Annotated in this window: 18 protein-coding genes; 6 read left to right on the top strand and 12 right to left on the bottom strand. The window is 67.8% G+C overall.

What is annotated here, in order from left to right:
- Window positions 1–67: 67 nt before the first annotated feature.
- Genes NQ204_RS11390 through NQ204_RS11380 form a run of 3 tightly spaced genes read right to left on the bottom strand, consistent with a single transcriptional unit; the run spans window position 68 to window position 5,459 of the window.
- Window positions 68–1,783 (bottom strand): alpha-amylase family glycosyl hydrolase, encoded by a 1,716-nt coding sequence (locus NQ204_RS11390; RefSeq protein WP_256643907.1) that lies wholly within the window; start codon window positions 1,781–1,783, stop codon window positions 68–70.
- Entirely contained in the window at window positions 1,783–3,270 is a 1,488-nt protein-coding gene (locus NQ204_RS11385; RefSeq protein ID WP_116864419.1) for an MFS transporter, read from the bottom strand. The genes NQ204_RS11390 and NQ204_RS11385 overlap by 1 nt, the downstream gene beginning before the upstream one ends.
- On the bottom strand, window positions 3,267–5,459 hold the full coding sequence (locus tag NQ204_RS11380) for a glucosidase family protein (RefSeq protein WP_256643906.1): 2,193 nt from the start codon (window positions 5,457–5,459) through the stop codon (window positions 3,267–3,269). Before NQ204_RS11380 ends, NQ204_RS11385 begins: the two co-directional genes overlap by 4 nt.
- Window positions 5,460–5,694: 235 nt before the next feature.
- On the opposite strand from NQ204_RS11380, the gene NQ204_RS11375 reads away from it, so the two are divergent.
- A complete protein-coding gene (locus tag NQ204_RS11375) occupies window positions 5,695–7,746 on the top strand; it encodes a glycoside hydrolase family 97 protein (RefSeq protein WP_256643905.1) in 2,052 nt (683 codons plus the stop codon).
- A gap of 270 nt (window positions 7,747–8,016) precedes the next feature.
- On the top strand, window positions 8,017–10,779 hold the full coding sequence (locus tag NQ204_RS11370; protein WP_165835726.1) for a TonB-dependent receptor: 2,763 nt from the start codon (window positions 8,017–8,019) through the stop codon (window positions 10,777–10,779).
- A gap of 207 nt (window positions 10,780–10,986) precedes the next feature.
- Here NQ204_RS11370 and NQ204_RS11365 read toward each other — a convergent pair whose 3' ends face one another.
- The 3 genes from NQ204_RS11365 to NQ204_RS11355 form a co-directional block, all read right to left on the bottom strand.
- On the bottom strand, window positions 10,987–11,121 hold the full coding sequence (locus NQ204_RS11365; protein WP_256643904.1) for a hypothetical protein: 135 nt from the start codon (window positions 11,119–11,121) through the stop codon (window positions 10,987–10,989).
- A gap of 18 nt (window positions 11,122–11,139) precedes the next feature.
- Entirely contained in the window at window positions 11,140–11,943 is an 804-nt protein-coding gene (locus NQ204_RS11360; protein ID WP_256643903.1) for a hypothetical protein, read from the bottom strand.
- 152 nt (window positions 11,944–12,095) lie between these two features.
- Entirely contained in the window at window positions 12,096–13,709 is a 1,614-nt protein-coding gene (locus tag NQ204_RS11355; RefSeq protein ID WP_256643902.1) for an alpha-glucosidase family protein, read from the bottom strand.
- A 215-nt stretch (window positions 13,710–13,924) separates the two neighbouring features.
- Here NQ204_RS11355 and NQ204_RS11350 point away from each other — a divergent pair, with 215 nt between their 5' ends.
- A complete protein-coding gene (locus tag NQ204_RS11350) occupies window positions 13,925–14,923 on the top strand; it encodes a polyprenyl synthetase family protein (protein ID WP_116864415.1) in 999 nt (332 codons plus the stop codon).
- A gap of 75 nt (window positions 14,924–14,998) precedes the next feature.
- Here NQ204_RS11350 and NQ204_RS11345 read toward each other — a convergent pair whose 3' ends face one another.
- On the bottom strand, window positions 14,999–15,784 hold the full coding sequence (locus tag NQ204_RS11345) for a dienelactone hydrolase family protein (protein WP_116864414.1): 786 nt from the start codon (window positions 15,782–15,784) through the stop codon (window positions 14,999–15,001).
- Window positions 15,785–15,915: 131 nt separating this feature from the next.
- On the opposite strand from NQ204_RS11345, the gene NQ204_RS11340 reads away from it, so the two are divergent.
- Window positions 15,916–16,512: an SMI1/KNR4 family protein gene (locus tag NQ204_RS11340; RefSeq protein ID WP_116864413.1), complete on the top strand. Its 597-nt coding sequence runs from the start codon at window positions 15,916–15,918 to the stop codon at window positions 16,510–16,512.
- A 33-nt stretch (window positions 16,513–16,545) separates the two neighbouring features.
- Here NQ204_RS11340 and NQ204_RS11335 read toward each other — a convergent pair whose 3' ends face one another.
- The 4 genes from NQ204_RS11335 to NQ204_RS11320 all read right to left on the bottom strand — a co-directional run bounded on the left by NQ204_RS11335 (window position 16,546) and on the right by NQ204_RS11320 (window position 22,614).
- Entirely contained in the window at window positions 16,546–17,079 is a 534-nt protein-coding gene (locus NQ204_RS11335; RefSeq protein ID WP_116864412.1) for a hypothetical protein, read from the bottom strand.
- A gap of 108 nt (window positions 17,080–17,187) precedes the next feature.
- Window positions 17,188–18,597, bottom strand: coding sequence for a UDP-N-acetylmuramoyl-L-alanine--D-glutamate ligase (murD, locus tag NQ204_RS11330; protein WP_116864422.1), 1,410 nt, complete (start codon window positions 18,595–18,597; stop codon window positions 17,188–17,190).
- On the bottom strand, window positions 18,578–19,930 hold the full coding sequence (gene murL, locus NQ204_RS11325) for a UDP-N-acetyl-alpha-D-muramoyl-L-alanyl-L-glutamate epimerase (RefSeq protein ID WP_116864411.1): 1,353 nt from the start codon (window positions 19,928–19,930) through the stop codon (window positions 18,578–18,580). Before murL ends, murD begins: the two co-directional genes overlap by 20 nt.
- An 89-nt stretch (window positions 19,931–20,019) precedes the next feature.
- The gene (locus NQ204_RS11320; RefSeq protein WP_256643901.1) at window positions 20,020–22,614 is read right to left on the bottom strand and encodes a bifunctional aspartate kinase/diaminopimelate decarboxylase; all 2,595 of its coding nucleotides are present in this window, start codon (window positions 22,612–22,614) and stop codon (window positions 20,020–20,022) included.
- A gap of 75 nt (window positions 22,615–22,689) precedes the next feature.
- Between NQ204_RS11320 and NQ204_RS11315 the strand changes: the two genes are divergently transcribed.
- Together NQ204_RS11315 and NQ204_RS11310 are read left to right on the top strand one after the other, a co-directional pair.
- The gene (locus tag NQ204_RS11315) at window positions 22,690–23,568 is read left to right on the top strand and encodes a PhzF family phenazine biosynthesis protein (protein ID WP_256643900.1); all 879 of its coding nucleotides are present in this window, start codon (window positions 22,690–22,692) and stop codon (window positions 23,566–23,568) included.
- A 112-nt stretch (window positions 23,569–23,680) separates the two neighbouring features.
- A complete protein-coding gene (locus NQ204_RS11310) occupies window positions 23,681–24,559 on the top strand; it encodes a PhzF family phenazine biosynthesis protein (protein WP_116863015.1) in 879 nt (292 codons plus the stop codon).
- Between the two features lie 73 nt (window positions 24,560–24,632).
- Here NQ204_RS11310 and NQ204_RS11305 read toward each other — a convergent pair whose 3' ends face one another.
- Window positions 24,633–25,064 carry an OsmC family protein gene (locus NQ204_RS11305; RefSeq protein WP_108768081.1) on the bottom strand — a complete coding sequence of 144 codons (432 nt, stop codon included), beginning with the start codon at window positions 25,062–25,064 and terminating at the stop codon, window positions 24,633–24,635.
- Between the last annotated feature and the right edge of the window lie 74 nt (window positions 25,065–25,138).

Genomic DNA, 25,138 nt, shown 5'->3' with positions numbered 1-25,138 from the left:
GTAGTACCGGCCGCTAGCCGGCAGTTGAACATGCCATCCATCTGCGGCGGCTGGCCAGCGGCCGGCACTACCGCTTCAACCGCAGGTCGCGTGCCTGTTGGTCGGCCACGGCCTTGTCCAGCTCGGCCTGCAGCGCCGGCTGCTGCACCGGTGCATCCAGCACGTAGACCTTCACGCCGTGCGGCGGCAACTCCACCTTCAGCGTGCGCTTCACCTTCCGTTCGCCGCCGCCCAGCGCGTCGCGCCAGGTGCCGGGCTGCAGGTAGCGATCCACTTCGATGCTGCGCGCGGCATCGCCCTTGTTCAGCAGCACCAGCGCGGTCTGCGCCACGTCGCCGTGCTGCAGCACGCGGAAGAACACCGCCTCATCCCCCTGCAGGCGCTCGTTCACCTGCAGGCCGCGCTGCAGGGCCGGGGTGGCCTCGCGCAGCTTGGCGATGCGCTGCAGTGGCGCGAAGATCGGGCTCTGCGGCGCGTCATCCACGCGCTGCTGGCCGAAGTACGCGCGGTTGCCGGCATGTTCGGCGCGGCCGCGCATGAAGCCGGTTTCAGAACCGTAATAGACCACCGGGATGCCGCGCGCGGTGAACAGCCAGTTGTGCGCGTCGATAAAGCCGGTGTCGCTGGCCTGCAGGCGCGGCATGTCGTGGTTGTCGTAGAAGCTCATCAGCTCGTACGGGTTGGCATACGGGCCACCGGTCAGGTGCAGCGGTTCGGCCAGCGTTTCAAAGCCCTTGCCGGTGGTGCCGAAGGTCTGTTCCAGTGCGCCACGCAGCGGGAAGTCGAGCACGCTGACGTTGGCGTTGGCCGGCCAGGTGTGTTCGGCGATGCTGGCCGCGTTGTAGTCGAACGCTTCGCCAAACATGAACATGCCCGGATGCGCGGCACGGATGCGATTGACGAACTCGTGCCACCACGGATGCGGCAGCCAGCCGATGGTGTCGATGCGCAGCGCGTCCACGCCCTGTGCGGTCCACTGCAGGTAGGCGCCGACCAGGTAGTCCATCACCGCCGGGTTGTCCTGTTTGAAGTCGGACAGCTCGGCCAGGTTGCCATCGAAGATCGAACCATCCTTGCTGTCGACCGGGCCGATGGTGTTGTAGAACGCGTGCAGCGGGTTGTGCTTCGGGTCCAGCTTCTGCGGCGGCAGGTTCTGGTGGTCGGCGATCAGCGTGCCGTCCTTGTCGAAGATCTGGCCGAACTGCGGCTGCCGCTTCGGCATGGTCCATGCCGGCGAACCATGGTTGCCGACGATGTCCAGTACCACCTTCAGGCCGGCATCGTGCAGGCCTTTGTTGAGGCCGGCGAAATCCAGATCCTTGCTCGGCAGGTGCTCGTCGAGCTTGTAGAAGTTGATGCCCCAGTAGCCGTGGTAGCCGGTCTTGCCGCGGTCGGTCAGCGTGCTGGTGCAGCTGATCGGCTTGCTGCCGGTGAAGGCCTCGTCCGGGTTGTCGACGATGGGCGTGATCCACACCGCGCCGAAGCCCAGATTGCGGATGTACTGCGCGTTGTCGAGCACGCCGCGGAAATCACCGCCGAGGTAGCCGATGTTGCCGTCGACCTTATCCGGGCACGGCACCGGGATATCGAAGGTGCGGTGCTTGCCGCCCTGGTCGCGGTGGTCATTGGAGGTATCGCCGTTGACGAAGCGGTCGGTGACCACGAAGTACACCGCGTCGCTGGCGAACGGCTCGGTGGTGCCGACGTAGTCCGGGCGCGGCGCGGCCTCGGCCTGGCCGACGAACAGGGCAAGGGAAACAGCAACAGCCAACACACCACGCATCACACCACCTCCGGACGGGAAGGAACCCGCAGCACGCACAGGCCGGCGACGAGCAGGCTGCAGCCGCCCAGCACCAGCACGTGGATCGGCTGGTCACCCAGCCACGCACGCAGGGCAAAGCCCAGCGCACTGGCCGCGACCAGCTGCGGGATCACGATGAAGAAATTGAAGATGCCCATGTACACGCCCATCTTCGCCGCCGGCACGCTGTCCGACAGCAGGGCATACGGCAGGGACAGGATCGAGGCCCAGGCGAAGCCGACGCCGACCATCGACAGCAACAGCCAGCGCGGATCATCGATGAACATCATCGAGATCAGCCCTGCCCCGCCCAGCCACAGGTTGACCAGGTGGCTCCAGCGCAGGCCCAGCGCGCGCACCATCGGCGGAATCAGCAGTGCGGCCAACGCGGCAAAACCGTTGTAGGCACCGAACAGCACGCCCACCCAGTTGGCACCTTCGTTATAGGCCGCTGACTGCGGATCGGTGGAACCGAAGTGGGTACCGGCCACCGCAGCGGTGGTGAAGATCCACATGGCAAACAGCGCGAACCACGAGAAGAACTGCACCCAAGCCAGGCGCCGCATGGTCACCGGCATCGCCCGCAGGTCGCCGACGATGGCGGCCAGCATGTGCGTGCCGGGCAGCGCACGGGCCAGTGCCAGCAGCAGGCCGTAGCCCGCGCACAGGCCAGCCAGCACGTAGAGCATCTTGTCGCCCTGGCGCCAGGCGATCAGCGCCGCCAGCAGCACGCCCAGGCCCAGCCACAGCACCACCTGCCCCCAGGGCGCGGGCCCGGTGATGGTGGCGCCGGCATGGTGCGCCGGCGGTTCGGCATCGTCGAAGGAGGCCAGTTCAGTGGGGGAATACTCGCGCGTGCTGAACACCGTCCAGCTGATCGCGGCCAGCAGCACCACCGCACCGAAGTAGAACGCGTAGCGCACCGAATCGGGCACTTCGCCCGGTGCCGCCGTGTTGCTGACTCCAAAGTGAGTGAGGATGAAGGGCAGGAAGCTGGCGACGATGGCGCCGACGCCGATGAAGAAGCTCTGCATCGCATAGCCGGTGGGCCGCTGGCGGGGCGCCAGCTGGTCACCGACGAAAGCGCGGAACGGTTCCATCGACACGTTGATGGAGGCATCGAGCACCCACAGCGTGCCGGCGGCGATCCACAGCGTGGGCGAGTTCGGCATCACCAGCAGGGCCAGCGTGGTCAGCACCGCACCGACCATGAAGAACGGGCGGCGCCGGCCCCAGCGCGTCCACGTGCGATCAGAGAGATAGCCCACAACCGGCTGCACCAGCAGGCCGGTCAACGGCGCGGCGATCCACAGCCCCGGCACCGCGTCCTGCGATGCGCCCAGCGTTTCGAAGATGCGGCTGGCGTTGGCGTTCTGCAGGGCAAACCCGAACTGGATGCCAAGGAAGCCGAAACACATGTTCCAGATCTGCCAGAACGACAGCTGCGGCTTGGCGGGACGGCTCATCGTGCGCCCTCGACCGCTGCAACCGGTGCCACCCTCAGCGCCTGCACCTGGGCCTGGTTGAGCACGCCTTCCCGCCCGCCCTTGCCACCGGTGTAGTGCGCGAAGTGCTGCAGTGCGCTCATGTTGAAGCCTTCCTCAAGCGTGACCGTGCAACGGCCCTTGGGCACGGCGAAGCTCACCGCCGTGGATTCCTGCGCGGCCACACTGTGCGGCAGGGTGACGGTCTGGCGCTGCGCCGGCTGGCCTGCGCACTGCAGGTTCAGCTGCTTCACGGCTGCGGTCACGCCGGTGTTGATCGGCCCGTTAGGGTTGTTGTATTGCAGGCGCAGGCGCACATGGCCGGCCTTGGCCGTGGTGAAGCGCCACTGCCGGTCACCGCGCAGCACCTGCTGCGGGCCCACGCACAGCATCGGGCTGTGCAGCGATTCCAGCGTGCCCTCGCGACGGGTCAGGCTCAGGCAATGCTGCAGGCCATCGTCGCCCACGCGCGCCACGCCCTTGGCCGGCTGCACGGCCTTGCCGTCCTGCCACAGCACCTGGCCGGCGGCCACGGCCACGGTCCAGCCCTTGCCGCTGCGCCTGGCCTGCGGCGCGGCCGGCGTGGCCGGTGCCCGTGCATTGGCATCGGCGCTGGCCATTGCAGCGCGCGGCGTGGCAGCGGCCGGCACCAGCTGCACGGTGGTGGTCGTACCGCGCGTCTTGACCTTGCCGGCCACCAGCAGGCCCTCGCCCAGCTGCTTCGGCCGCTCCAGCACGTAGCGCTTGCCGTTAGCGTCCAGGCTGATGCGGCGCTGCTTTCCGAACAGGTCCGGCACCAGGCTGGCCGGGAGCTTGGGCTGCACACTGCCATCGCCCTGCAGGCCGAACACGCCTTCGCTGACCATGGTCAGGTAACCGGCCACCGACCACAGCTGGCGCTCGGAATTGACCACCGGGCCGCTGAGCGCGCCTTCGTCGACGTGCACGGCCTGGGTGACCAGTTCGTAGTTCTCCATGTTGGAACCGGCCAGCGCCGCGCCCTGCATCAGCGAACGGATCTCGGCGGCGATGCGCGGGGCATCATCGAGCTTGCGCGCGGCGCGCAACGAATAGGCGCTGACGAACGGCCAGATGGCGCGGTTGTGGTAGATCGGCTGCTGCGCTTCCTGCGGCCACACCACCGGGCTGCCGGCCGGCCCCATAGGATAGGCGGCCAGCGCACGCTGCGCGCGTTCGGCCGGCAGCACGTCGGCGAGGACGCCCAGCGACAGGCCCAGCAGGTCGACCTTGGCGTAGGGCACCGGGTGCGCCGCTTCGCCGATGTAGCTCATGTACTGGCCCATGTCCTCGCGCCAGAAGCGCGCATCGATCTGCAGCGCCAGCGCATCGGCCCAGGCCTTGTACTGCTCGCTGCGCTCGTCACCCAGCTGCGCGGCCATGTGCTGGCCCAGGCGCAGGGCCTGGTAGTGCAGCACGTTGGTGGACAGCGCGTAGGAATCGCCGATGAAGCGCACGTTCTCTCGCGTCCAGTCCGGGTAGGTCTGCTCGCGCCAGTCCAGGAACGAGGTCTCGCCTCGGTACAGGCCCATCTGCGCGTCGAACACCATCGCCCGGTCCTGCACCAGGGTGCCCTGAAGCGCTTGCCAGACCTGGTCGGCGAAGGCCGGATCATCCAGCAGGTGGCGCGCGGCCAGGAACCACACTACGCGGTCGCTGCTGATCGGCCAGCTGCCACCGGAGCCGGTGTCCTGGGCCACGAACAGGCCGGGGGTATGGCCATCGCGCGCGGCCGACAGCTTGAACTGCAGCGACTGCCGGGTGCGCTGCGGGTCCAGCTTCGCCAGCGCCAGATCGGCGGCGAAGCTGAGATCGCGTGTCCACACATAGGGCCAGCGCGCGCCGGTCTGGAAGCACTCGCACGGCACCGGGCGGCCTTCGTCGAAGGACGGATCGCGGATCGCATCGACGCGGTCCTGGTCCATTTCCTGCTGGGCCAGTGCGAACAGCGCGTCGAACATCACGCTGGCGGTCTGGCTGCGCATGGGCGCGGCAGCAATCTGCACCTCACCCTTGGGCGCATGCAACACGAAGCTGCCCTTGGCAGCGGCTTCGGCACGCGCATGGCGGCCGTTGAATTCCAGGTCGGCCGCATGCGCGGTCGTTCCCAGCGCTGCCCCGAGGGCAGCCGTCAGGCAAATGATCTTCAGCATCGAAGCGGCAGACCGGCTTGCGCCCGTCGACCTCCCTCCCTCTCTGCACCGTTGTGGGTCCGCGCCACCATGACGGTGCGCGGGCGCGGCGCCTCCCTCAAGGTGCCTTGGCCCCATGGTAGACGCGGCGCTGCGGCCTGCGGCCAGTTGCATACGTATTCATCGCAGTTGCGCGAAGACCAACCGCCGCGCTGGCTTATGGTCCGGGTCTGCCAATGGCGCCTTGGGAGGGGAAATGCCGGCTTCAGCTGCTGCACTACGCGCGGTGTTCGCGCATCTGTTCGGGCTGGCCCTGCTGGGCCTGGCCACCCTGGCCCAGGCTGCGCCACAGGTCGCCAGCGTTGAATCACCGGGCAAGGTGCTCACGGTCAGCCTGGTGCTGGACGGTGGCACCGCGCGCTACCGCGTCGAACGTTTCGGCGAACCCGTGGTGGCCGATTCCAAGCTCGGCTTCGAACTGCGCGACGGCCGCCTCGACCGCGATTTTGCCCTGCTCGGCCAGCAGCGGCGCAGCGTCGATGATACGTGGGAACAGCCCTGGGGCGAGCGCCGGGTCACCCGCAACCACTTCAACGAACTGACCGTGCAGCTGGCCGAGACCACCGGCAGCAAGCGCCGCCTGGACGTGGTGTTCCGCGTGTACGACGACGGCCTCGGCTTCCGCTATGTGTTCCCCGAGCAGCCCAACCTGCGCGAGGCGATCATCGATGACGAACTGACCGAGTTCGCCATCGCGCCCGACTCGACCGCCTGGTGGATTCCGGCCGGCGAACCGATCCACTACGAGTACCTTTACCAGCGCACGCCGCTGCGTGAAGCGCCGCTGGTGCACACGCCGATGACCCTGCGCAGCCACGACGGCCTGCACGTGGCCATCCACGAGGCCGCGCTGGTGGACTACGCCGGCATGTGGCTGCGCCGCACCGAGGGCCAGCGCCTGCGCGCGCAGCTTTCGCCCTCGGCCGAAGGCTGGAAAGTGCGCCGCGCCCTGCCCTTCGCCACGCCGTGGCGCACCCTGCAGATCGCCGACCGTGCCGGTGGCCTGGTCGAGTCGGACCTGATCCTCAACCTCAACGAGCCCAATGCGCTGGGCGACGTCAGCTGGGTGAAGCCGGCCAAGTATCTGGGCGTGTGGTGGTCGATGCACCTGGATAACGAAAGCTGGGCGACCGGCCCGAAGCATGCCGCCACCACCGCCAAGACGAAGAAGGTGATCGACTTCGCCGCTGCTCACGGCTTCCGCGGCGTACTGGTGGAAGGCTGGAATCCCGGCTGGGACGGCATGTGGGTGGGCAACGGTTACGACTTCGATTTCACCCGTGCCACGCCCGATTTCGATATCGAGGCGCTGTCCGCCTACGGCCTGAAGAAGGGCGTGCACCTTATCGGCCACCATGAAACCGGCTGCGCCATCGAGCATTACGAGGACCAGCTGGGCGCCGCGCTGGACCTGTATGCGCGGCTGGGCGTGGACCAGTTCAAGACCGGCTACGTCTGCGATGACGGCCAGATCGACCGCCGCAATCCGGCCGGCGGCCCGCTGTGGCGCGAGTGGCACGACGGCCAGTTCATGGCCCGCCACCATCTGAAGGTGGTGCAGGAAGCCGCACAGCGGCACCTGTCGGTGAACCCGCACGAGCCGATCAAGGACACCGGCCTGCGCCGCACCTACCCGAACTGGATCTCGCGCGAAGGCGCGCGGGGCATGGAATACAACGCCTGGGGCCAGCCGCCGAACCCGCCCGAACACGAGGTCAACCTGGTGTTCACCCGCATGCTGGCCGGGCCGTTCGATTACACGCCCGGCATCCTCAGCCTGAAGGGCCGCCACGGCCAGGCCATTCCAAGCACGCTGGCCCGCCAGCTGGCGCTGTACGTGGTGCTGTACAGCCCGATCCAGATGGCCGCCGATCTGCCCGAGCATTACCTGCAGCACCGCGAGGCGTTCCGCTTCATCGAGGACGTGGCGGTGGACTGGGAACAGAGCCGCGTGCTCGATGGCGAAGTGGGCGACTACGTGACCATCGTGCGCCGCGACCGCAACAGCCGCGACTGGTTCCTGGGCAGCATCACCGATGAGCACGGCCGTGTGCTGCCGGTGTCGCTGAGCTTCCTGGAGCCGGGCGTGCGCTACCGCGCCGAGATCTACCGCGATGGCGAAGGCGCGGATTTCCGCAGCAATCCGTTCGCGTTCAAGCGCGAGACGCGCGAGGTGACCAGCGCCGATGCACTGACCCTGGTGCTGGCACCGGGCGGTGGCCAGGCGATCCGGTTCACCCCGCTCTGAATCGCGGGCCGATGGAAACGCAGCCGAGCATGGGCTCGGCTCTAGACGGTAGCGCCCGAGCCCACGCTCGGGCGGCGGCGCCCAGCGCCGGGATACGGGCACTGGAATCGATTACAACGCTGTGAAAGCCATTGAATACGTATGCAGGGTGATTCCCGCGGAGAAGCCGCTGCCTACCATAGCGGCGACGACAGCGGCCACCGCGTCGCACGTCCACGGCACCGCCGGGACGACCACAAGATGCTCTACAACATTGCCTGGGAGGGGAAAATGTTGAACCACAAGCGCACCGCGCTGAGTCTGGCGCTGGCCGTTGTACTGGTGCCGTCACTGGCATCGGCACAGTCCACGCAGTCCACCGAAACCGCCACCACCACCGGTACGTCCGCCACCAACCTGGACACCGTGCAGGTCACCGGCATCCGCCGCGGCATCGAGAACGCCATCGCGATCAAGCAGGACGCCACCTCGGTGGTCGAAGCGATCTCGGCCGAAGACATCGGCAAGCTGCCCGACGTCAGCATCGCCGAGTCGCTGGGCCGCCTGCCCGGCCTGGCCGCCCAGCGCGTGGCCGGCCGTGCCCAGGTCATCAGCGTGCGCGGCCTGTCGCCCGACTTCGCCACCACCCTGCTCAACGGGCGTGAAGTGGTCAGCACCGGCGACAACCGCAGCGTCGAGTTCGACCAGTACCCCTCGGAACTGGTCAACGGCGTGACCGTCTACAAGACCCCGGACGCAGCCCTGGTCGGCCAGGGCCTGTCAGGCACCATCGACATGCAGACCGTGCGTCCGCTCAGCTTCCCCGACCGCGTGATCGCGGTGAGCGGCCGCCTGCAGAAGAGCTCGCTCGGCGAAGCCGCCAACGTCGATGAATTCGGCAACCGCTTCAGCGCCAGCTACATCGACCAGTTCTTCGACAAGACCCTGGGCATCTCGATCGGCTACGCGCACAGCGACAACCCGATCCAGGAAAACCAGGTCGGCCTGTACGAGCCGTGGACCACCGAGCAGACCACCAACGGCAACCGTCCGGGCGTGGCTGCGGGTACCTACTTCTCCGATGGCATCAAGGCGCTGCGCCGTACCGGCAACAACAAGCGCGACGGCGTGATGGCCACCATCCAGTTCCGGCCGAACAACGCCTGGACCAGCACCTTCGATGCGTTCCACACCGAAGCCGAGCAGATCGACACCGCCAACCAGTTCGAGCTCAACCTGAGCAACTACAACGGTGGCTATACCCCGGGCCTGCTGATCAGCAACCCGCAGGTCAACGCCGATGGCACCTTCACCGGTGGCACCGCCAGCGGCGTGTACCCGCTGGTGCGCGGCATGTACAACAAGCGCAAGGACAAGATCGACGCGTTCGGCTGGAACAACGAGTTCACCTTCGGCAGCGTCAAGCTGGTCGCCGATGTGAACTACTCCAAGGCCACGCGTGATGAGCTGAACCTGGAAAACAACCTGCAGCTCACCCCGATGCCGCAGCTGGACACCATCGGCCTGCAGATCCGTCCGAATGGCTTCTCGCAGATCACCCCGGGCCTGGATTACTCCAATCCCGATGCGCTGTTCCTGACCAACACCATCTACGGCTCCGGCTACGGCAAGGTGCCGCAGGTGGAAGACCGCCTGAAGGGTGCCAAGCTGGCCGCGACCATCGCCCTGCCCGAGGCCATCGCCTCGTGGGCGCCGGACATCGATGTGGGCGTGAACTACGCCGACCGCCGCAAGGTGAAGACCCAGTCCGAAGGCAACATCCTGCTGGGCGCACAGGGCGATGCCAACATCGCCTCGGACCTGCAGTATTCGCCGGTCAACCTGGGCTTTGCCGGCATCGGCTACATCCCGGCCTGGAACGTGCCGGCGGCCGTCGGCCGCTACATGACCTTCGATCCGGTCGACAACCTCGATTACCTGATCCCGAAGTCGTGGGTCGTGCAGGAAAAGATCACCACCGCCTGGGCGCGCCTGAACCTCAACACCGACATCGGTGAAGTGGGCGTGCGCGGCAACATCGGCGTGCAGATGCAGCACACCGACCAGAGCTCGGATTCGCGCTACTGGGACAGCTCGCAGCCGGCCGGCAGCAACATCCAGCCGTATTCCAACGGCAAGACCTACAACGACTGGCTGCCGAGCTTGAACCTGGCCTTCATGTTCCCGCACCAGCAGACGCTACGCTTCGCCGCGGCCAAGCAGGTCGCGCGCCCGCGCGTGGACCAGATGCGTGCCGGCCTGGAATTCGGCGTGGATACCGCCACCGGCAAGCCCGGCGGCAGCGGCGGCAACCCGCTGCTGGATCCGTGGCGCGCCACCGCGCTCGACCTGTCCTACGAAAAGTACTTCGGTGAAAAGGCCTACGTGGCTGCCGCGATCTTCTACAAGGACCTGAAGAGCTACGTCTACACCCAGTCGGTGGACGACTACGACTTCACCGACCTGCTGGGCAGCTACGTGCCGCCGCCGGGCATGACCGTGCCGGTGCTGACCACCGGTACGTTCTCCACCCCGGAAAACGGCAAGGGCGGCACGCTGAAGGGCCTGGAACTGACCGCATCGTTCCCGCTGGACATGCTGACCGAGAGCCTGCGTGGCTTCGGCGTGCAGGCCAGCGCCACCTTCAACAAGAGCGACATCAAGATCCTCGACCCGGAAAGCGCCTCCAGCGTGGGTTCGGATCCGATCAGCCTGCCCGGCCTGTCCGACCGCGTGTACAACTTCACCGCCTACTTCGAGCGCAACGGTTTTGAAGCACGCGTGAGCCAGCGCCGTCGTTCGGACTTCATCGGTGAGATCGGCAACTTCAACGGCAACCGCACGCTGCGCTACGTGGTGGGCGAGAACGTGACCGATGCGCAGATCAGCTACACCTTCAGCGACAGCAGCGCCATGCGTGGCCTGACCCTGCTGCTCCAGGGAAGCAACCTGACCAATGAACCGTATCGCACCTACGCCGGTACCAAGGACCGCCCGCTGGAATACATCGAGTGGGGCCGCACCTACGTGCTGGGCGTGAACTACAAGTTCTGACCAAGATCGGTAGTGCCGGCCGCTGCCGGCAACCCATCGGCAGCGCCGGGCCATGCCCGGCGACGCAACAAGGGGAGCAGGACCGGAAACCCGCTGCGCAGGCAGCGGGTTTTCTTCTTGCGCCCCGTGCGGACCAAAGGTCCGCACCCACCAAGACCAAACTCCTCCAGTAGATCCACGCCATGCGTGGATGCGCCCGCCAGAAGATTACGGGATGAGAAAGGCGCAGCTGATCGCAATGACCAGCATCAGCGCCAGCAAGACACGACCACTGAACCTGCCAAGCGCGTGGCCCACATTGTTGAGGACAACGGAAACAATCTGGCCCAGCAGTTCCCACACGATGCCCTCGCTCCGTGCTCAGAACCCGCCCGAGGCAAACTCGATGAACGAGCGCTGGCGACTGGCGGTAGCAATGACACAGGATCGGTAGACCCTATGCGCCGACGCACCCGTGACATAGGCGACGATCTGGACCGATGTCTGCGCAACATACGCCCAACCTGGCACCCAGCCCGCAGGCTTTGGCACGAGGCTGAAGGCGGCAGAGCAGTCCATGATCTGCTTGGTGGCCTCACCGAGAACGCGCCCCACTTCGGTATTCATGTTCCAACCCGAGGCCAGCTCGGCAGACCAGATCGCGGCGGCCACCGATCGCATGGCTGCCTGCTCTTCCAAACTCGGCACTGCCAGCACGGATGCTCTGGGAGTCTCTTCCACAGAACGGTGAGGGGAAGGCGATTGATCCAGAGGCAGGTCAAATCGCTTTGCCCAAACCAGCAGTGCGCGGTGCTGAAGTCCACCCGATGTGGAGAAGTACCGCGCCGCTCGATCTTCAGCGTTGTAGTAGGCCGCATGCAGCGTCCCATCGGGGTAGACCACCACGGCAGCTGCGTGATGTGAGGGAAACCCCAATCGCCACCCATCAAGCAGCAGGCCCCCATCCTTCAACGGCACCGGCACCGCCGACTCATCGAAGTTGCGCCGGAACGCCAGGTACTCCGGCCCGAGCAGCTGCTTCAGGCCAGGTACCACGTCAGACCCCTCAAAGGCATCCTCCAGCGCGGGCCCCACGATCACGATGGGTGTGGCGGAGAGGGGGCATGCAGCGGAAAGCGCCACTGCCAGCAACAACACTCGGGTCAGGGAAGCAAAGGAACGCATCGGAGGTCCACCATGTAGGCGCCACCAGTGTCCACGCCCATCCCGGCCGATTCCATTCCAATAGTTGGAAAGTGACGGCCAACAGCCACCCACAAAAAAGGGACGGGGCGCTTCGGCCCCGTCCCCGCAAGTACCGCCACCGGAGAAATCGGTCAGCTGCGTCGTGCGCAATACACCGCGCGCGGCGGCAGCCGCAGTTCAGTGTCCTCGACCGTGCCCGCATCCGGGCCCGGCACGTCCAGCTGCTGCCAGGTACCGGCCGGCAGCGGATGGCTGACCGCCTCGGCCGACAGGTTGAAGGCCAGCAGGAGGGTTTCATCTGCAAGCATACGCTCGAACAGCAGCACTGGCTCGGCACTGTCCAGGAAACGGATGTCCCCGTGCTGCAGGGTCGGCTGGGTCCGCCGCCAGGCCAGGAAGGCCCGGAAGGCCGTCAGGACCGAACCCGGGTCGGCGTCCTGCACCGCCACCGCCGCCGCCCGGTGCTCGGCCGGGATCGGCAGCCAGGGCTTGCCGGTGGTGAAGCCGGCCAACGGGGCGTCGGTCCAGGGCATCGGCGTGCGGCAGCCGTCGCGCCCCTTGAAGTTCGGCCAGAAGGTGATGCCGTAGGGGTCCTGCAGGTCCTCGAAGGCCACCTCGGCCTCGGCCAGGCCCAGTTCCTCGCCCTGGTACAGGCAGACCGAGCCGCGCAGGCTGCACAGCATCGCCACCAGCATGCGGGCCAGGCGCGGGTCGGACGGGCGGCCGCCCCAGCGGCTCACGGCCCGCTCCACGTCATGGTTGGACACGGCCCAGCACGGCCAGCCCTCGGTCATCACCGCTTCCAGGCGCGAAACCGTGTCGCGGATGTAGGCCGCGCTGTAGTCGTCCACCAGCAGCTCGAAGCTGTAGCCCATGTGCAGGCGGCCGTCCTGGGTGTACTCGGCGGTGGTGGCCAGCGAGTCCTCCGAGGAGATCTCGCCCAGGCTCACCGCCCCCGGGTACTCGTCCAGCAGCGCGCGCAGCTGCTCCAGGAACGGCAGGTTTTCCGGCTGGGTGTTGTTGTAGTAGTGGTACTGGTACGCGTACGGGTTGTCCGGGCTGAAACCGCGGCCCACGCGCTTGTCCGCCGGCTTGGGCGGGTTGTCGCGCAGCTGCGCGTCGTGGAAGCAGAAGTTGATGGCGTCCAGGCGGAAGCCGTCCACGCCACGGTCCAGCCAGAACCGCACGTTGTCCAGGGTGGCCTGCTGCACGTCCGGGTTGTGGAAGTTCAGGTCCGGCTGGTCGACCAGGAAGTTGTGCAGGTAGTACTGCTCGCGGCGCGGCTCCCACTGCCAGGCACCGCCACCGAACAGCGACAGCCAGTTGTTGGGCGGGGTGCCGTCTTCACGCGGGTCGGCCCACACGTACCAGTTGGCCTTGGGGTTGGTGCGGTCCTGGCGGCTCTCGCGGAACCAGGCATGCTCGAGCGAGGTGTGGCTGAGCACCTGGTCGATCATCACCTTCAGACCCAGGCCATGCGCCTTGGCCAGCAGGCGGTCGAAGTCCTCCAGGCTGCCGAACAGCGGGTCGACATCGCGGTAATCGGCGATGTCATAGCCGAAATCGGCCATCGGCGACTTGAAGAACGGCGAGATCCAGATCGCATCGGCGCCCAGCGCCGCGATGTGGTCCAGGCGCTGGATGATGCCCGGCAGGTCGCCCACCCCGTCGCCGCTGGCGTCGAGGTAGCTGCGCGGGTAGATCTGGTAGATGACGGCTCCGCGCCACCATGGATTGTGCGACATCGACAGCCCCCCTCCGGGCATGCGGGACCCACCGGAAGCGGGCCGAAAACCAACTCCAGCAAGCTTAGCGGTGGCTTCCGGGGCATGGCGCTGCCTGCATACGTATTCACGCCGCAGCGCCGGCCAACGGCCTGCGAAATGGCCGGTCGTGCCGGTTTCCGCCCGATTTCACGGCCAGACCCTATAATTGGCGGTGAGCCTGAAAGCCTGATCGCATGACCATCACCGAAGACACCCGTCCCGCCCTGGGCCTGCCCCAGATCCAGTCGCTTGCTGCGGCCGACATGGCCGCCGTCGATGCCCTGATCCGGGACCGGCTGTCCTCGGACGTCGTACTGATCAACCAGATCGCCGACCACATCATTTCCGCCGGCGGCAAGCGCCTGCGCCCGATGCTGGTGATGCTGGCCGGCCACGCGGTCGGCCAGGCCGGACCGGAGCACCACCAGCTGGCGGCGATCATCGAGTTCATCCACACCTCGACCCTGCTGCACGACGACGTGGTGGACGAATCCAGCCTGCGACGCGGCCGCAGCACCGCCAATGCCCTGTGGGGCAACGCGCCGAGCGTGCTGGTGGGTGACTTCCTGTATTCGCGCAGCTTCCAGCTGATGGTGGAACTGGACCGCATGCCGGTCATGCGGATCCTGGCTGACACCACCAACCGCATCGCCGAAGGCGAAGTGCTGCAGCTGCTGCACGTGCACAACCCGGACACCGACGAAGCGGCCTACCTGCGCGTGATCGAGCGCAAGACCGCCGTGCTGTTCGCTGCCGGCACCCGCCTGGGCGCGCTGGCCAGCGGCGTGGACGAAGCCACCCAGCAGGCCCTGTACGACTACGGCATGAACCTGGGCTACGCCTTCCAGATTGCCGATGACGTGCTGGATTACTCGGCCAACGCCGAGGAACTGGGCAAGAACCTGGGCGACGACCTGGCCGAAGGCAAGGCGACCCTGCCGCTGATCCACGCCATGGCCCATTCGGACGACGCGACCCGCGAGCGCCTGCGCAGCATCGTGCAGGACGGCGACGCCTCGGCCATGCCGGAAGTGCTGGCGGCCATCCGCGCCACCGGTGGCCTGGATTACAGCCGCCGCCGTGCCGAGGAATACGCCGACGCCGCCGAACGCGCGCTCGACGGCCTGGGCGACAACGATGCCGTTGCAGCCCTGCGCGGCCTGGCCCGTTACGCGGTGCAGCGCTCGCATTGACCGGTAGTGCCGACCAACGGTCGGCACCCACCCAAAGCGGTGGTAGGTGCCGACCGTTGGTCGGCACGCCTTTGATTACCGGAACCGCTCCTCGAAGAACTCATCCAGCGCCTTCCACGCGCGCTTGGCCGCCCGTTCGTTGTACTGGCAGCCCGGCGGGCTGTTGGCATCGCGCTCGGCGAAGCAGTGCACCGCGCCGCTGTAATTGGTGAATTCCCAATCGACCTTGGCCGCGTCCATTTCCTTCTGGAAGCTGCCAATGTCCTCGGCGGTCACGCTCTTGTCGTCGGCGCCGTTGAGCACCAGCACCGACGGATGGCTGCCACCGGCCTGTGCAGGCAGCGGCGAACCCAGCCCACCGTGCAGGCTGACCACACCCGCCAGCGGCGCACCGGCGCGGGCCAGTTCCAGCACCGTGGTGCCGCCGAAGCAGAATCCCACCGCACCGATCCGGCTGGCATCCAGCGGCGCCTTGCCGGCCTGGGCCTTGAGCACGTTCACCGCTTCCAGCGCACGCGCACGCAGCAGCGGCCGGTCGTTGCGCAGCTTGGTCGCCACCGGGCCGGCCTCGGCATCGGTCTTCGGCCGCACGCCCTTGCCGTACACGTCGGCCACCAGCACTACGTAGTCATCGCCGGCCAGCTGCTTGGCCTTCTCGATGGCCGACTCATTCACGCCCTTCCAGTTGGGCACCATCACCAGGCCCGGGCGCTTGTCGTTGTCGCCGTCGTCATAGACCAGCACGCCACTGAACGTCGTGCCCTCGTGCTTCCATTCCACCGGCTGGGTCTTCATCGCCGCCCAGGCCGGCATCGCCGCCAGCCCCAGCACCATCGCCACACCACAACGCCATCGGTTCATGCGCCTGCTCCAATGAAAAGGGGACGGAGGGAATCAAGTCGCAGAACGCCCTCCCGGGTCGCATTCTGCATTGGCGACGTGACGCAGGTGTGGTTGGATACGACCTGGTCCCCTCCGTCCCCCTTTATTGCATGAACCTTGTTGATCGCTTTCTGTCTGGCCTTGTCCCACGCCTGCCGGCCGAGGACGCAGCGCAATGGGCGCACGTCCAGGGCGCCAGTGCCGAGGATCTGCAGGGCCTGCGCGCGCAGTGGCCGCTGGTGCCCGAGAGCCTGCTGGCGTTGCTGTCGCGGGTGGATGGCACGCACTTCCGCGAGTATCCCGGCGGCAAGGTCGTGGTCTACATGCTGGGTTCGGACGTCGAGGACGGCGGCTATCCCTACTACCTGCGCTCGGTCGCGCAGATCTTCGAAGACCAGCAGCAGTGGGACGACAGCATCCGGTCCATCTACGAGGAATGGCTGGACGACGAGCCGGAGATCCTCGGCGATGGCATCGACGCCGATCTGCCGATGGACCGCCGCCTGTGCTTCTCGCACTGCATGAACAACGGCGGCACCTCGATGCTCTACCTGGATTTCGACCCGGCACCGGGCGGCACCGTCGGCCAGGTGGTTCGCTACCTGCATGATCCGGACAGTTATGCGGTCATCGCGCCCAGCTTCGATGCGTACCTGCAGCAGCTGATGGAGGGCGATTACGCGTTCATCGATCAGGACGTCGATTGAATAGTAGATCCACGCCATGCGTGGATAACGGTCTCACCCGCGCTCGATCCAATGCAACGTGCCCGGCGCGAGCGCCAGCAGATCCGCTGCGGCCAACTGGCCCCGCGACCAATGGCGTTCCGGCGGCGCCGGCTGCCGGGCGCCCACCGCGCCGTCGTAGTCGCGTACCAGCAGGCCAATGCGCGCGGCCCCGGGCTGCAGCAGGGCATCGATGCGCTGCAACCACTGCCCGGCATCGCCCAGGGCTTTATCGCGACGCAGCTGTTGATCCTGCGCATGTCGCGCCAACTGCTCGGCCAGCGCGCGGGCGATCTTCGCTTCGCTCCAGCCCTTCTTTCGCCAGCGGTCGGCATCGCCCTTCCATTCCGGCTCGGCCTGCGCCGACGCCAGCGCCGTGCCGCAATCGCAGTGCGCGGCGCTCAGCCACGGCTGCCAGCCGGGCCCGACCGCGGCCTGCAGGCTGGGCGAATCCTGCGCGAACAGGCAACGGCCACTACGCTCCATGATCGCGGCGGCGTCAACGTGCGCAAACGAGGTGGGCAGGAACAGGGTGATGAAGGTGCACATCGGGCTTCTCGAATCCGTCCGGGAATGTGCGCATCGTAACGCGCCCCTGCAACGCGCCGGGGTCAGGGCCCTTTCCTGCGGAAAGGGATCCGACCCCGGGCGGGTAGATCATGCGATGCCCAGGCCCGGAATCGCGCTGATGCTGTCCGGCTCGAACCCGGCCAGCTCGGCAAAATGGCGGCCGCGGGCCACGTAATCGCGGTAGGCACCGAAACTCGGCGCGCCCGGCGACAGCAGCACCACCCCGCCCTGCGCACCGAGCGCCGCGCGTGCCAGCGCCATCGCTTCAGGCAGGTCGCCGGCCGCGTGCAGGCCGAAGCGGCCGGCATCGGCCAGCGGCTGCAGCATCGCGTGGATGCGCGGGCCGTTGCTGCCCATGGTCACGATCTCCACCGGCGGCACGTCGTGCGCCATGTGCTGCATGAAATCGGTCCAGTCCAGGCCACGGTCGTGCCCGCCCACCAGCAGCGCGATGCGCTGGCCGGCGAAACATTCCAGCGCGGCCAGGCTGGCGTGCGGCGTGGTGCTGATCGAATCGTTGACGTAGGTCAGGCCATCGGCCGCGCCGATGCGCTGCAGGCGGTTGGGCAGCGGGCGGAAATCCTGCACCGCCGGTGCCAGCGCCACGGCATCCAGGCCCAGTGCTTCCAGCGCGGCCAGCACCGCGCACAGGTTGCCGCGGTTGTGGCGGCCCGGCAGCGGTGTGTTGCGGGTATCGAACACGGGCTGTTCGCCACGGTGCACGATGTCGCCGCGCATATGCCAGCCCTGCGGCTGGTTGAACCAGACCACGTCGCTGTCGGGCAACGAGAGCGCGGCCAGGTGCGGATCGGCGGCGTTGAGCACGGCGATGCGCGGCGCAGCCTCGGTCACCAGCCGCAGCTTGTCCTCGATATAGCGCTGCTCGCTGCCGTGCCAGTCCAGGTGTTCCGGGAACAGGTTCAGCACCACCGCCACCTGCGGGCGGGCGCCACTGCGTGCCACTTCGCCGGTCTGGTAGCTGGACAGCTCCACCGCCCAGTACGCGGGCGCGGGCTGCGGGTCCAGCACTTCCAGCAACGGCAGGCCGATGTTGCCGACCAGTCCGGTGCGGTGGCCGGCCGCGCGCAGCAGGTGCGCAACCAGCGCGGTGGTGGTGCTCTTGCCCTTGGTGCCGGTCACGCACACGGTGTCGTGCACGATGCCATCTTCAGCCGCGTGTTCGGCAAACCACAGCGCGGTGCCACCGATGAAGGCCGTGCCCTGCCCTGCCGCCGCCAGCGCGATCGGCTGGTAGGGGCTGATGCCGGGCGACTTGATCACCACGTCGAACGCGGCCAGCGCCTCGGCAGAGGGCTCGCCACGCACGTCCAGCTGACCCTGCGTTTCCGCACGCGCCGCCTCGGCCTCGGCGGCCGGGCAGAACAGGCTCAGGGCCAGCGCAGGCAGGCGCGCGCGCAGCACGGCAAACGCCGCGCGGCCCTCACGCCCCCAGCCCCACAGCGCAACCCGCTTTCGTTCAAGCTGTGAAATCTTCACGCACACGTTCCCACAGCGCGGCCGGAATGCGGTGCTCGCCCTGCAGCTGCAGCAGCGGTGCCAGTTCCAGTTCAGCGGCATCCAGCTGCGGCTGGATCTCGTTGCAGAAGCGCTTCACCAGCACGTCTTCCTTCCATTCCGGGCGCTGCGCCAGGGTCGCCATCGCCGCGCGCGATTCGCGGCCTTCGCCCACGCATTCAAACGGCTTGTGGTCCTGGAACTCCAGCAGCGCGTCGAAGCCACCGGCCTGGCCGGCGTCGTCCAGCAGGTTGCGACCGAAGATGCGCACCAGGCGGGTCTTGGGCATGAACGGGGCCAGCGCCAGGAACACGAAGTGGCACTTGGGGCAGACGCCGCACCAGCGGTTCACCGGGCGCTCGCCGAGGATGTGGAAGTTGCGGTTGCAGCTGGAGAAATGCGCGTCGTAGAAATCGCTCTTGGCGAACTGGCGGGCCACCGCCAGCTCGGACATCGGGCGCAGCAGCGAGTAGTACTGCAGATCGGCGGCCACCTGCTTCTGCACGTGGTTGCCGAAGGCCTGCTCGAACGCCCAGCCCTTGGACCACTGGTGGTTCACTTCGCCGGTGCCCGGAATCTGGCTGCCGTAGCTGGCCGAACGCTCGTTGGAGAACACCACTTGGTCCACGCCCTGCAGCAGCGCGGCCAGCACCATGATCGCCGAGTTCACCGCAGTGACCGGGATATGCCCGTTCCACGCGCCCTGGCGGTTCAGCTCGAACAGCTCCGGCGCCAGCGCGCGGCCCAGGTTCAGGGTCGGCAGGCCGGTGCGCTCGGCACAGGCGCGGATCAGCTGCGAACCGCCGATCCAGGTCACCGTCTCGTCCACGCCGGCACGGCGCAGCGCTTCGATGCTGACCAGCGAATCCTTGCCGCCGCCGATGGCCACCAACGCATGCGGCTGCAGGCCCAGCACCGGCGCCTGCACCGCGTCGCCCTGCACCGGCAGGCGGAAACGCCCGCGCAGGTTCAGGCCGTTGCGGTAGGCGAATTCACCCAGGCCGTTGAGGAAGACCGTTTCCACCAGCGCCGCGGTCTCGGCATCGATGGCATAGCTGTCGATGCTGACCGTCTCCGGCACGCCCGCCTTGTAGTAGCTGACACCGGCGATCAGGTGCAGCAGCTGCAGCGCACGCTGCACCGCGGCCGCACGCGCCTCGTCCAGCACGAACGGGGCGCCGGGCACGGTGATGGTTTCCACCATCTCCGGGCCGTCGTCGAAGGCGTAGACCAGCTTGGCCACGCCGGTATCCGCGGCGAATTCGCAGCGGACGAAACGGAAGCGGGAAACCTGGTGTTTATCGAAAGCAGTCATGGTGGATCCAGTTCAAGCGCGGTCAGGCACGCCCCGCGCGAAGGCGCAGGACGTGTCGGTGGGCGGGTGCAGGGCGCGAAGGGCGGCGATCACTCGATCACGTCTTCGCGCGGCATCGCCCGCTGGTTGTAGGTGTTGGACATCACGTAGCCGTAGGCACCGGCATCGGCGATCAGCATCACGTCCTCCGGCGCGGTCGACACCGGCAGCTTGCGGCGCTTGCCGAATACATCGCTGGACTCGCAGATCGGGCCCACCACATCGAACGCCGCTTCGGCATAACCGCCCTGGCGGCTGAGGTTCTCGATGTCGTGCCAGGCGTCGTACAGGGCCGGGCGCATCAGCGTGTTCATGCCGGCATCCAGGCCGACGCGGCGCACGCCGTCCTTTTCCACCACCTGGGTGGCATGGGTCAGCAGCACGCCCGATTCGGCCACCAGGTAGCGGCCCGGTTCGATCGCCAGGCGGAACGCCGGGTGCAGCGCCTTGACCTCGGCCAGGCCCTCGGCCCAGGCGTCCAGGTCGAACGGCTCGTCTTCCTCGCTGTACGGAATCGGCAGGCCACCACCGATGTCGATGGTCTGCACGCTGCCGATGCGGCGGGCGAAACCGGCCAGCTCATCGCACATCAGGCGCCAGTGCTGCGCGGTTTCCACGCCGCTGCCCAGGTGCGCGTGCAGGCCGACCACGCGGGTGCCCAGATCGGTGGCGGTGCGCACGAACTCGTCAACGCGCGCCATCGGCAGGCCGAACTTGGAATCCTTGCCGCCGGTGCGGACCTTGGCGTGGTGGCCTTCGCCACGGCCGAGGTCGACGCGCAGCCAGATTTCGCGGTTACGGAACAGGTCCGGCCAGCGCTGCAGCGCTTCCAGGTTGTCCACGGTGACGGTGACGCCGAGCGCGAAGCCGGCTTCGTACTCTTCGCGCGGGCAGAAGCTGGGGGTGAACAGCACGCGCTTGGGCGACAGTTCCGGCAGGTGCTGGAACACGTGCTTCAGCTCGCCGTGCGACACGCATTCCAGGCCGAAGCCTTCGGCTTCCAGCAGCTGCAGGATGGCCGGGTGGCTGTTGGCCTTGATCGCGTAGTAGCGCTGGTCGATGGGCTTGATCGCGGCCAGCGCACGGGCGCGGGCACGCACGGTCGGCAGGTGGTAGACGTAGCGCGGCGTACCGGCGTCGGCCAGCTGCAGCAGGTGCGCACGCTGGCCACGCCACCACGGCGTGCCCCGCGGGCGCACGGTGCCGGCGATCTCGCGCCAGCGCGGCCCGAACACTTCGGTCTCTTCCACCGGCATCGCGCCGCTGTCGATCAGCTCGGCATGCAGGATCGGCAGCAGGCCATCGGCATCGGCCTCGTCGATGACGAAGGTCAGGTTCAGGTCGTTGGACGACTGCGAGATCATGTGCACGCGCTCGCGGCCGAAGGTGGCCCACACGTCCGACAGCTTGTGCAGCAGCGAACGCATGCCGCGGCCGACCAGGGTGATGGCCGCGCACGGCACGATCACCTTCACCTTGCAGATCTGCGACAGGTCAGCCGACAGCGCGGCCAGCACATCGGTGTTGACCAGGTTCTCGGACGGATCCAGCGACACGGTGACATTGGTTTCGGCCGAACCGATCAGGTCCACCGACAGGCCGTGCTTCTTGAACAGGCCGAACACATCGGCCAGGAAGCCGACCTGCTGCCACATGCCGATGCCTTCCATCGACACCAGCACGATGCCGTTGCGGCGGCTGATCGCCTTCACGCCCGGTACCGGTGCAGCACTGCCGTCGATGCTGGTGCCCGGCAGTTCCGGGCGCTCGGTATCGAGGATGGCCATCGGCACGCCCGCGTCGCGGCACGGCTTGATCGAGCGCGGGTGCAGCACCTTGGCACCGGTGGTCGCGATTTCCTGCGCTTCGTAATAGTCCAGGCGGGTCAGCAGGCGCGCGTCCGGCACATCGCGCGGATTTGCACTGAACATGCCCGGCACGTCGGTCCAGATTTCCACGCGGCTGGCGCCAAGCAGCGCACCGAAGTACGCCGCCGAGGTGTCCGAGCCACCGCGGCCGAGGATGGCGGTGCCGCCGTCGGCGTGGCGGGAAATGAAGCCCTGGGTGATCAGCAGGCGGGTCGGCTGCGCGCGGAAGCGCTGCATCCAGTCCGCGTCGGCGCGCCACTGGCAGTTCACCGACAGGCGCTGCGACCACTCGCTCTGGTTCGGCTGCGGCGGCATCGCGTCCAGCCACTGGCGGGCATCCATCCAGCCCATGTCCAGGCCCGAGGCGTGCAGGTAGGCCGCGCCCAGGGTCGAGGACAGCAGTTCGCCCTGGCCCAGCACTTCGGCCTGCCATTCCAGCGGGCGGGTGGTTGCGCGCGGGTCATCCAGCAGGCCCTGCAGGGCGGCCAGGCGTTCGCCCAGCACCTCGCGGCCCAGGCCGAGCTCGACCAGGAAGCCCTCATGGCGTTCGACCAGGGCGGCCACGCGGTCGCGGCTGTCCGGCGCGCCATCGGCGATCGCGGTCAGTTCGTTGGTGACCCCGGACAGCGCCGAGACCACCACCAGCACGCGCGAGCCGGTCTCTTCCGCGCGTTTTTTCGCCAGCTTCCCGATCGTGTCCCAGCGGTGGCGACGCGACACCGAGGTGCCGCCGAACTTCAGTACGATCCAACGATCGACAAGGGGGGAAGCTGACATGGATAGGCTATGTGTAATGTGGGGGAGCCGCCCGAGGGGACGGAACCTTCGATTCTAAGCCCAATGGACCCGCCGATGGCCGCCTTCCGCTACCTGCAGCTTGATGTCTTCGCCCACCAGCCCGGCAGCGGCAACCCGCTGGGCGTGGTGCTGGGCGCTGGCGGGCTGTCCGCCGGGCGCATGCAGGCGCTGGCCGCCTGGCTGAACCTGTCCGAGACGGTGTTCTTCCTGCAGCCCAGCGTCGCCGGTGCCGACTACCACATCCGCATCTTCACCCCGGGCAGCGAGCTGCCGTTCGCCGGCCACCCAAGCGTCGGCGCGGCCTGGGCAGCGGTCACCTGCGGCCTGGCCACGCCGGGTGAGGGCGGCGCCCTGGTCCAGCAGTGCGCCGCCGGCCTGCTGCCGGTGCGGGTAAGTGGCCCGGCCGACGCGCCGACCATCGAACTGGCCAGCCCGCCGGCCCACCACCTGCCCACCGCCCCCGGCCAGGTGCCGGAACCGCTGCTTGCCCTGGCCTCCGACGGCCATGCCCCCGAGCTGTGGGACAACGGCCCGCGCTGGTGGCTGCTGCCGCTGTGCGATGCCGCCGCCGTGCGCGGCCTGGCCCCGGACATGGCCGCCCTGCGCAATTGGACCAACGCCACCGGCGCGACCGGCGTGGCGGTGTTCGCCGATGAACCCGCTGCAGGGCACAGCCGCGTGGTGCGCGCGTTCTGCCCGGGCGATGCGGTGAACGTGCCCGAAGACCCGGTGACCGGCAGCGCCAATGCGCTGATCGGCGCCTGGCTGCGCGAACGCGGCGCCCTGCCCGGCGACGCGGGTGCTTACGTGGCCAGCCAGGGCCGCGAAGTCGGCCGCGACGGCCATGTCCGTGTCCGCGTCGATGCCGAAGGCACGGTGTGGATCGGCGGCCAGGTGCAGCCGGTGATCGACGGCCAGATAACCTGGATGTAGAGCCGAGCCCACGCTCGGCTGCTTTTTTTTACGTCCCGACACGGCCGAGCATGGGCTCGGCTCTACAACGGCGCGCTAAGCTGCGCGCTATCTGAATCTGGAGTTCCCCCCGATGTCCGCACGCCGTTTCCTGCAACTGGATGTGTTCTCGCCGCGCGCCGGCGCCGGTAATCCGCTGGCCGTGGTGCTCGATGCCGAGGGCCTGGACGACACCGCCATGCAGGCCATCGCGCGCTGGACCCGGCTGCCGGAAACCACCTTCGTGTTCGCGCCGCAGACCGCTGGCAGCAGCTACCGGCTGCGCATGTTCAGCCCGCAGAAGGAGGTGCCCTTCGCCGGCCACCCCAGCGTCGGCACCGCCCATGCGGTGCTGCAGGCCGGCCTGGCCGCGCCGGTGGAGGGCGTGCTGGTGCAGGACGGCATCGCTGGACTGCTGCCGCTGCAGGTCATCGGCGAAGGCGCCGGACAGCGCATCGCCATCCGCACCCCGCGCGCGCAGCTGGCCGAAACCGCGCAGGCAGATGATCCGCGCCTGGAGGCCGCGTTGCAGGGCTGGCCGCTGGGCGAATTGCCGCCGGCGCGCATGCAGGGCGGCCGCAGCTGGTGGGTGGTGCAGGTGGCCGACGAGGCCGCGCTGCGTGCACTGCAGCCGGACTGGGACGCGGTCGCCGCGTTGGCCGAATCCACCGACAGCATGGGCGTGTTCGCCTATGCGTTCAGCGATGGCAGCGAAGGCTTCGAACTGGCCGTGCGCGCCTTCGTCGGCAACGGGCGCCGGTTCGAGGATGCCGCCTCGGGTGCGGCGAATGCCGTGCTGGCCGCGTGGCTGGACCTGCGTGGCGTGCTGCCGCGCGGCCGCGAACCCTATGAAGTCAGCCAGGGACGCGAGGTCAGCCACGATGCGCGGCTGACCCTGCGTGTGGATGAGGACGGCGAGGTGTGGTCCGGCGGACAGGTGCAGACGGTGATCAGCGGAACCATTGATTGGTGATTGCGATGAGGCGCCGGGCGGTGCCCGGCTCCTTTCCGCTGCGCTCGCCGGGCATGGCCCGGCGCTACCGCCCTCAGCCCAGCTCGGCTTCCAGGCTGATCGGCACCGCGCTCAGTGCCTTGGACACCGGGCAGTTCTGCTTGGCGTCATCGGCGATCGCGCGGAACTGCGCGGCGTCGATGCCCGGCACCACGGCCTTCACCTTCAGCCGGATCTGCGACAGCTGCGGGCCACCTTCCATCGACAGATCGACCTTGGCTTCGGTATCCAGCGAGGTCGGTGTAAACCCGGCGTCACCCAGTTTGGCCGACAGCGCCATGGTGAAGCAGCCGGCGTGCGCGGCGGCGATCAGCTCCTCCGGGTTGGTGCCTTTCTCGTCGCCAAAACGGCTGTTGAAGCCGTAGCGGGTCTTGTCCAGCAAGCCGCTCTGCGGCGTGTTCAACTGGCCCTTGCCCGACTTCAGGTCCCCTTCCCAGTGCGCGGTGGCGTGTCGCGAGATTCCCATGTGCTGCTCCTGTTTGGCGGTGATGAACGGCCACCCTCGCACGGCACGCGTTAGCCCTGCGTCGCCCCGCCGCA

It is taken from the genome of Stenotrophomonas testudinis, from assembly GCF_024499815.1.
Classification (GTDB): Bacteria; Pseudomonadota; Gammaproteobacteria; order Xanthomonadales; family Xanthomonadaceae; genus Stenotrophomonas.
Note: the sequence above shows the minus strand (reverse complement) of the source record. Positions and strands in the feature narration are given on the sequence as shown.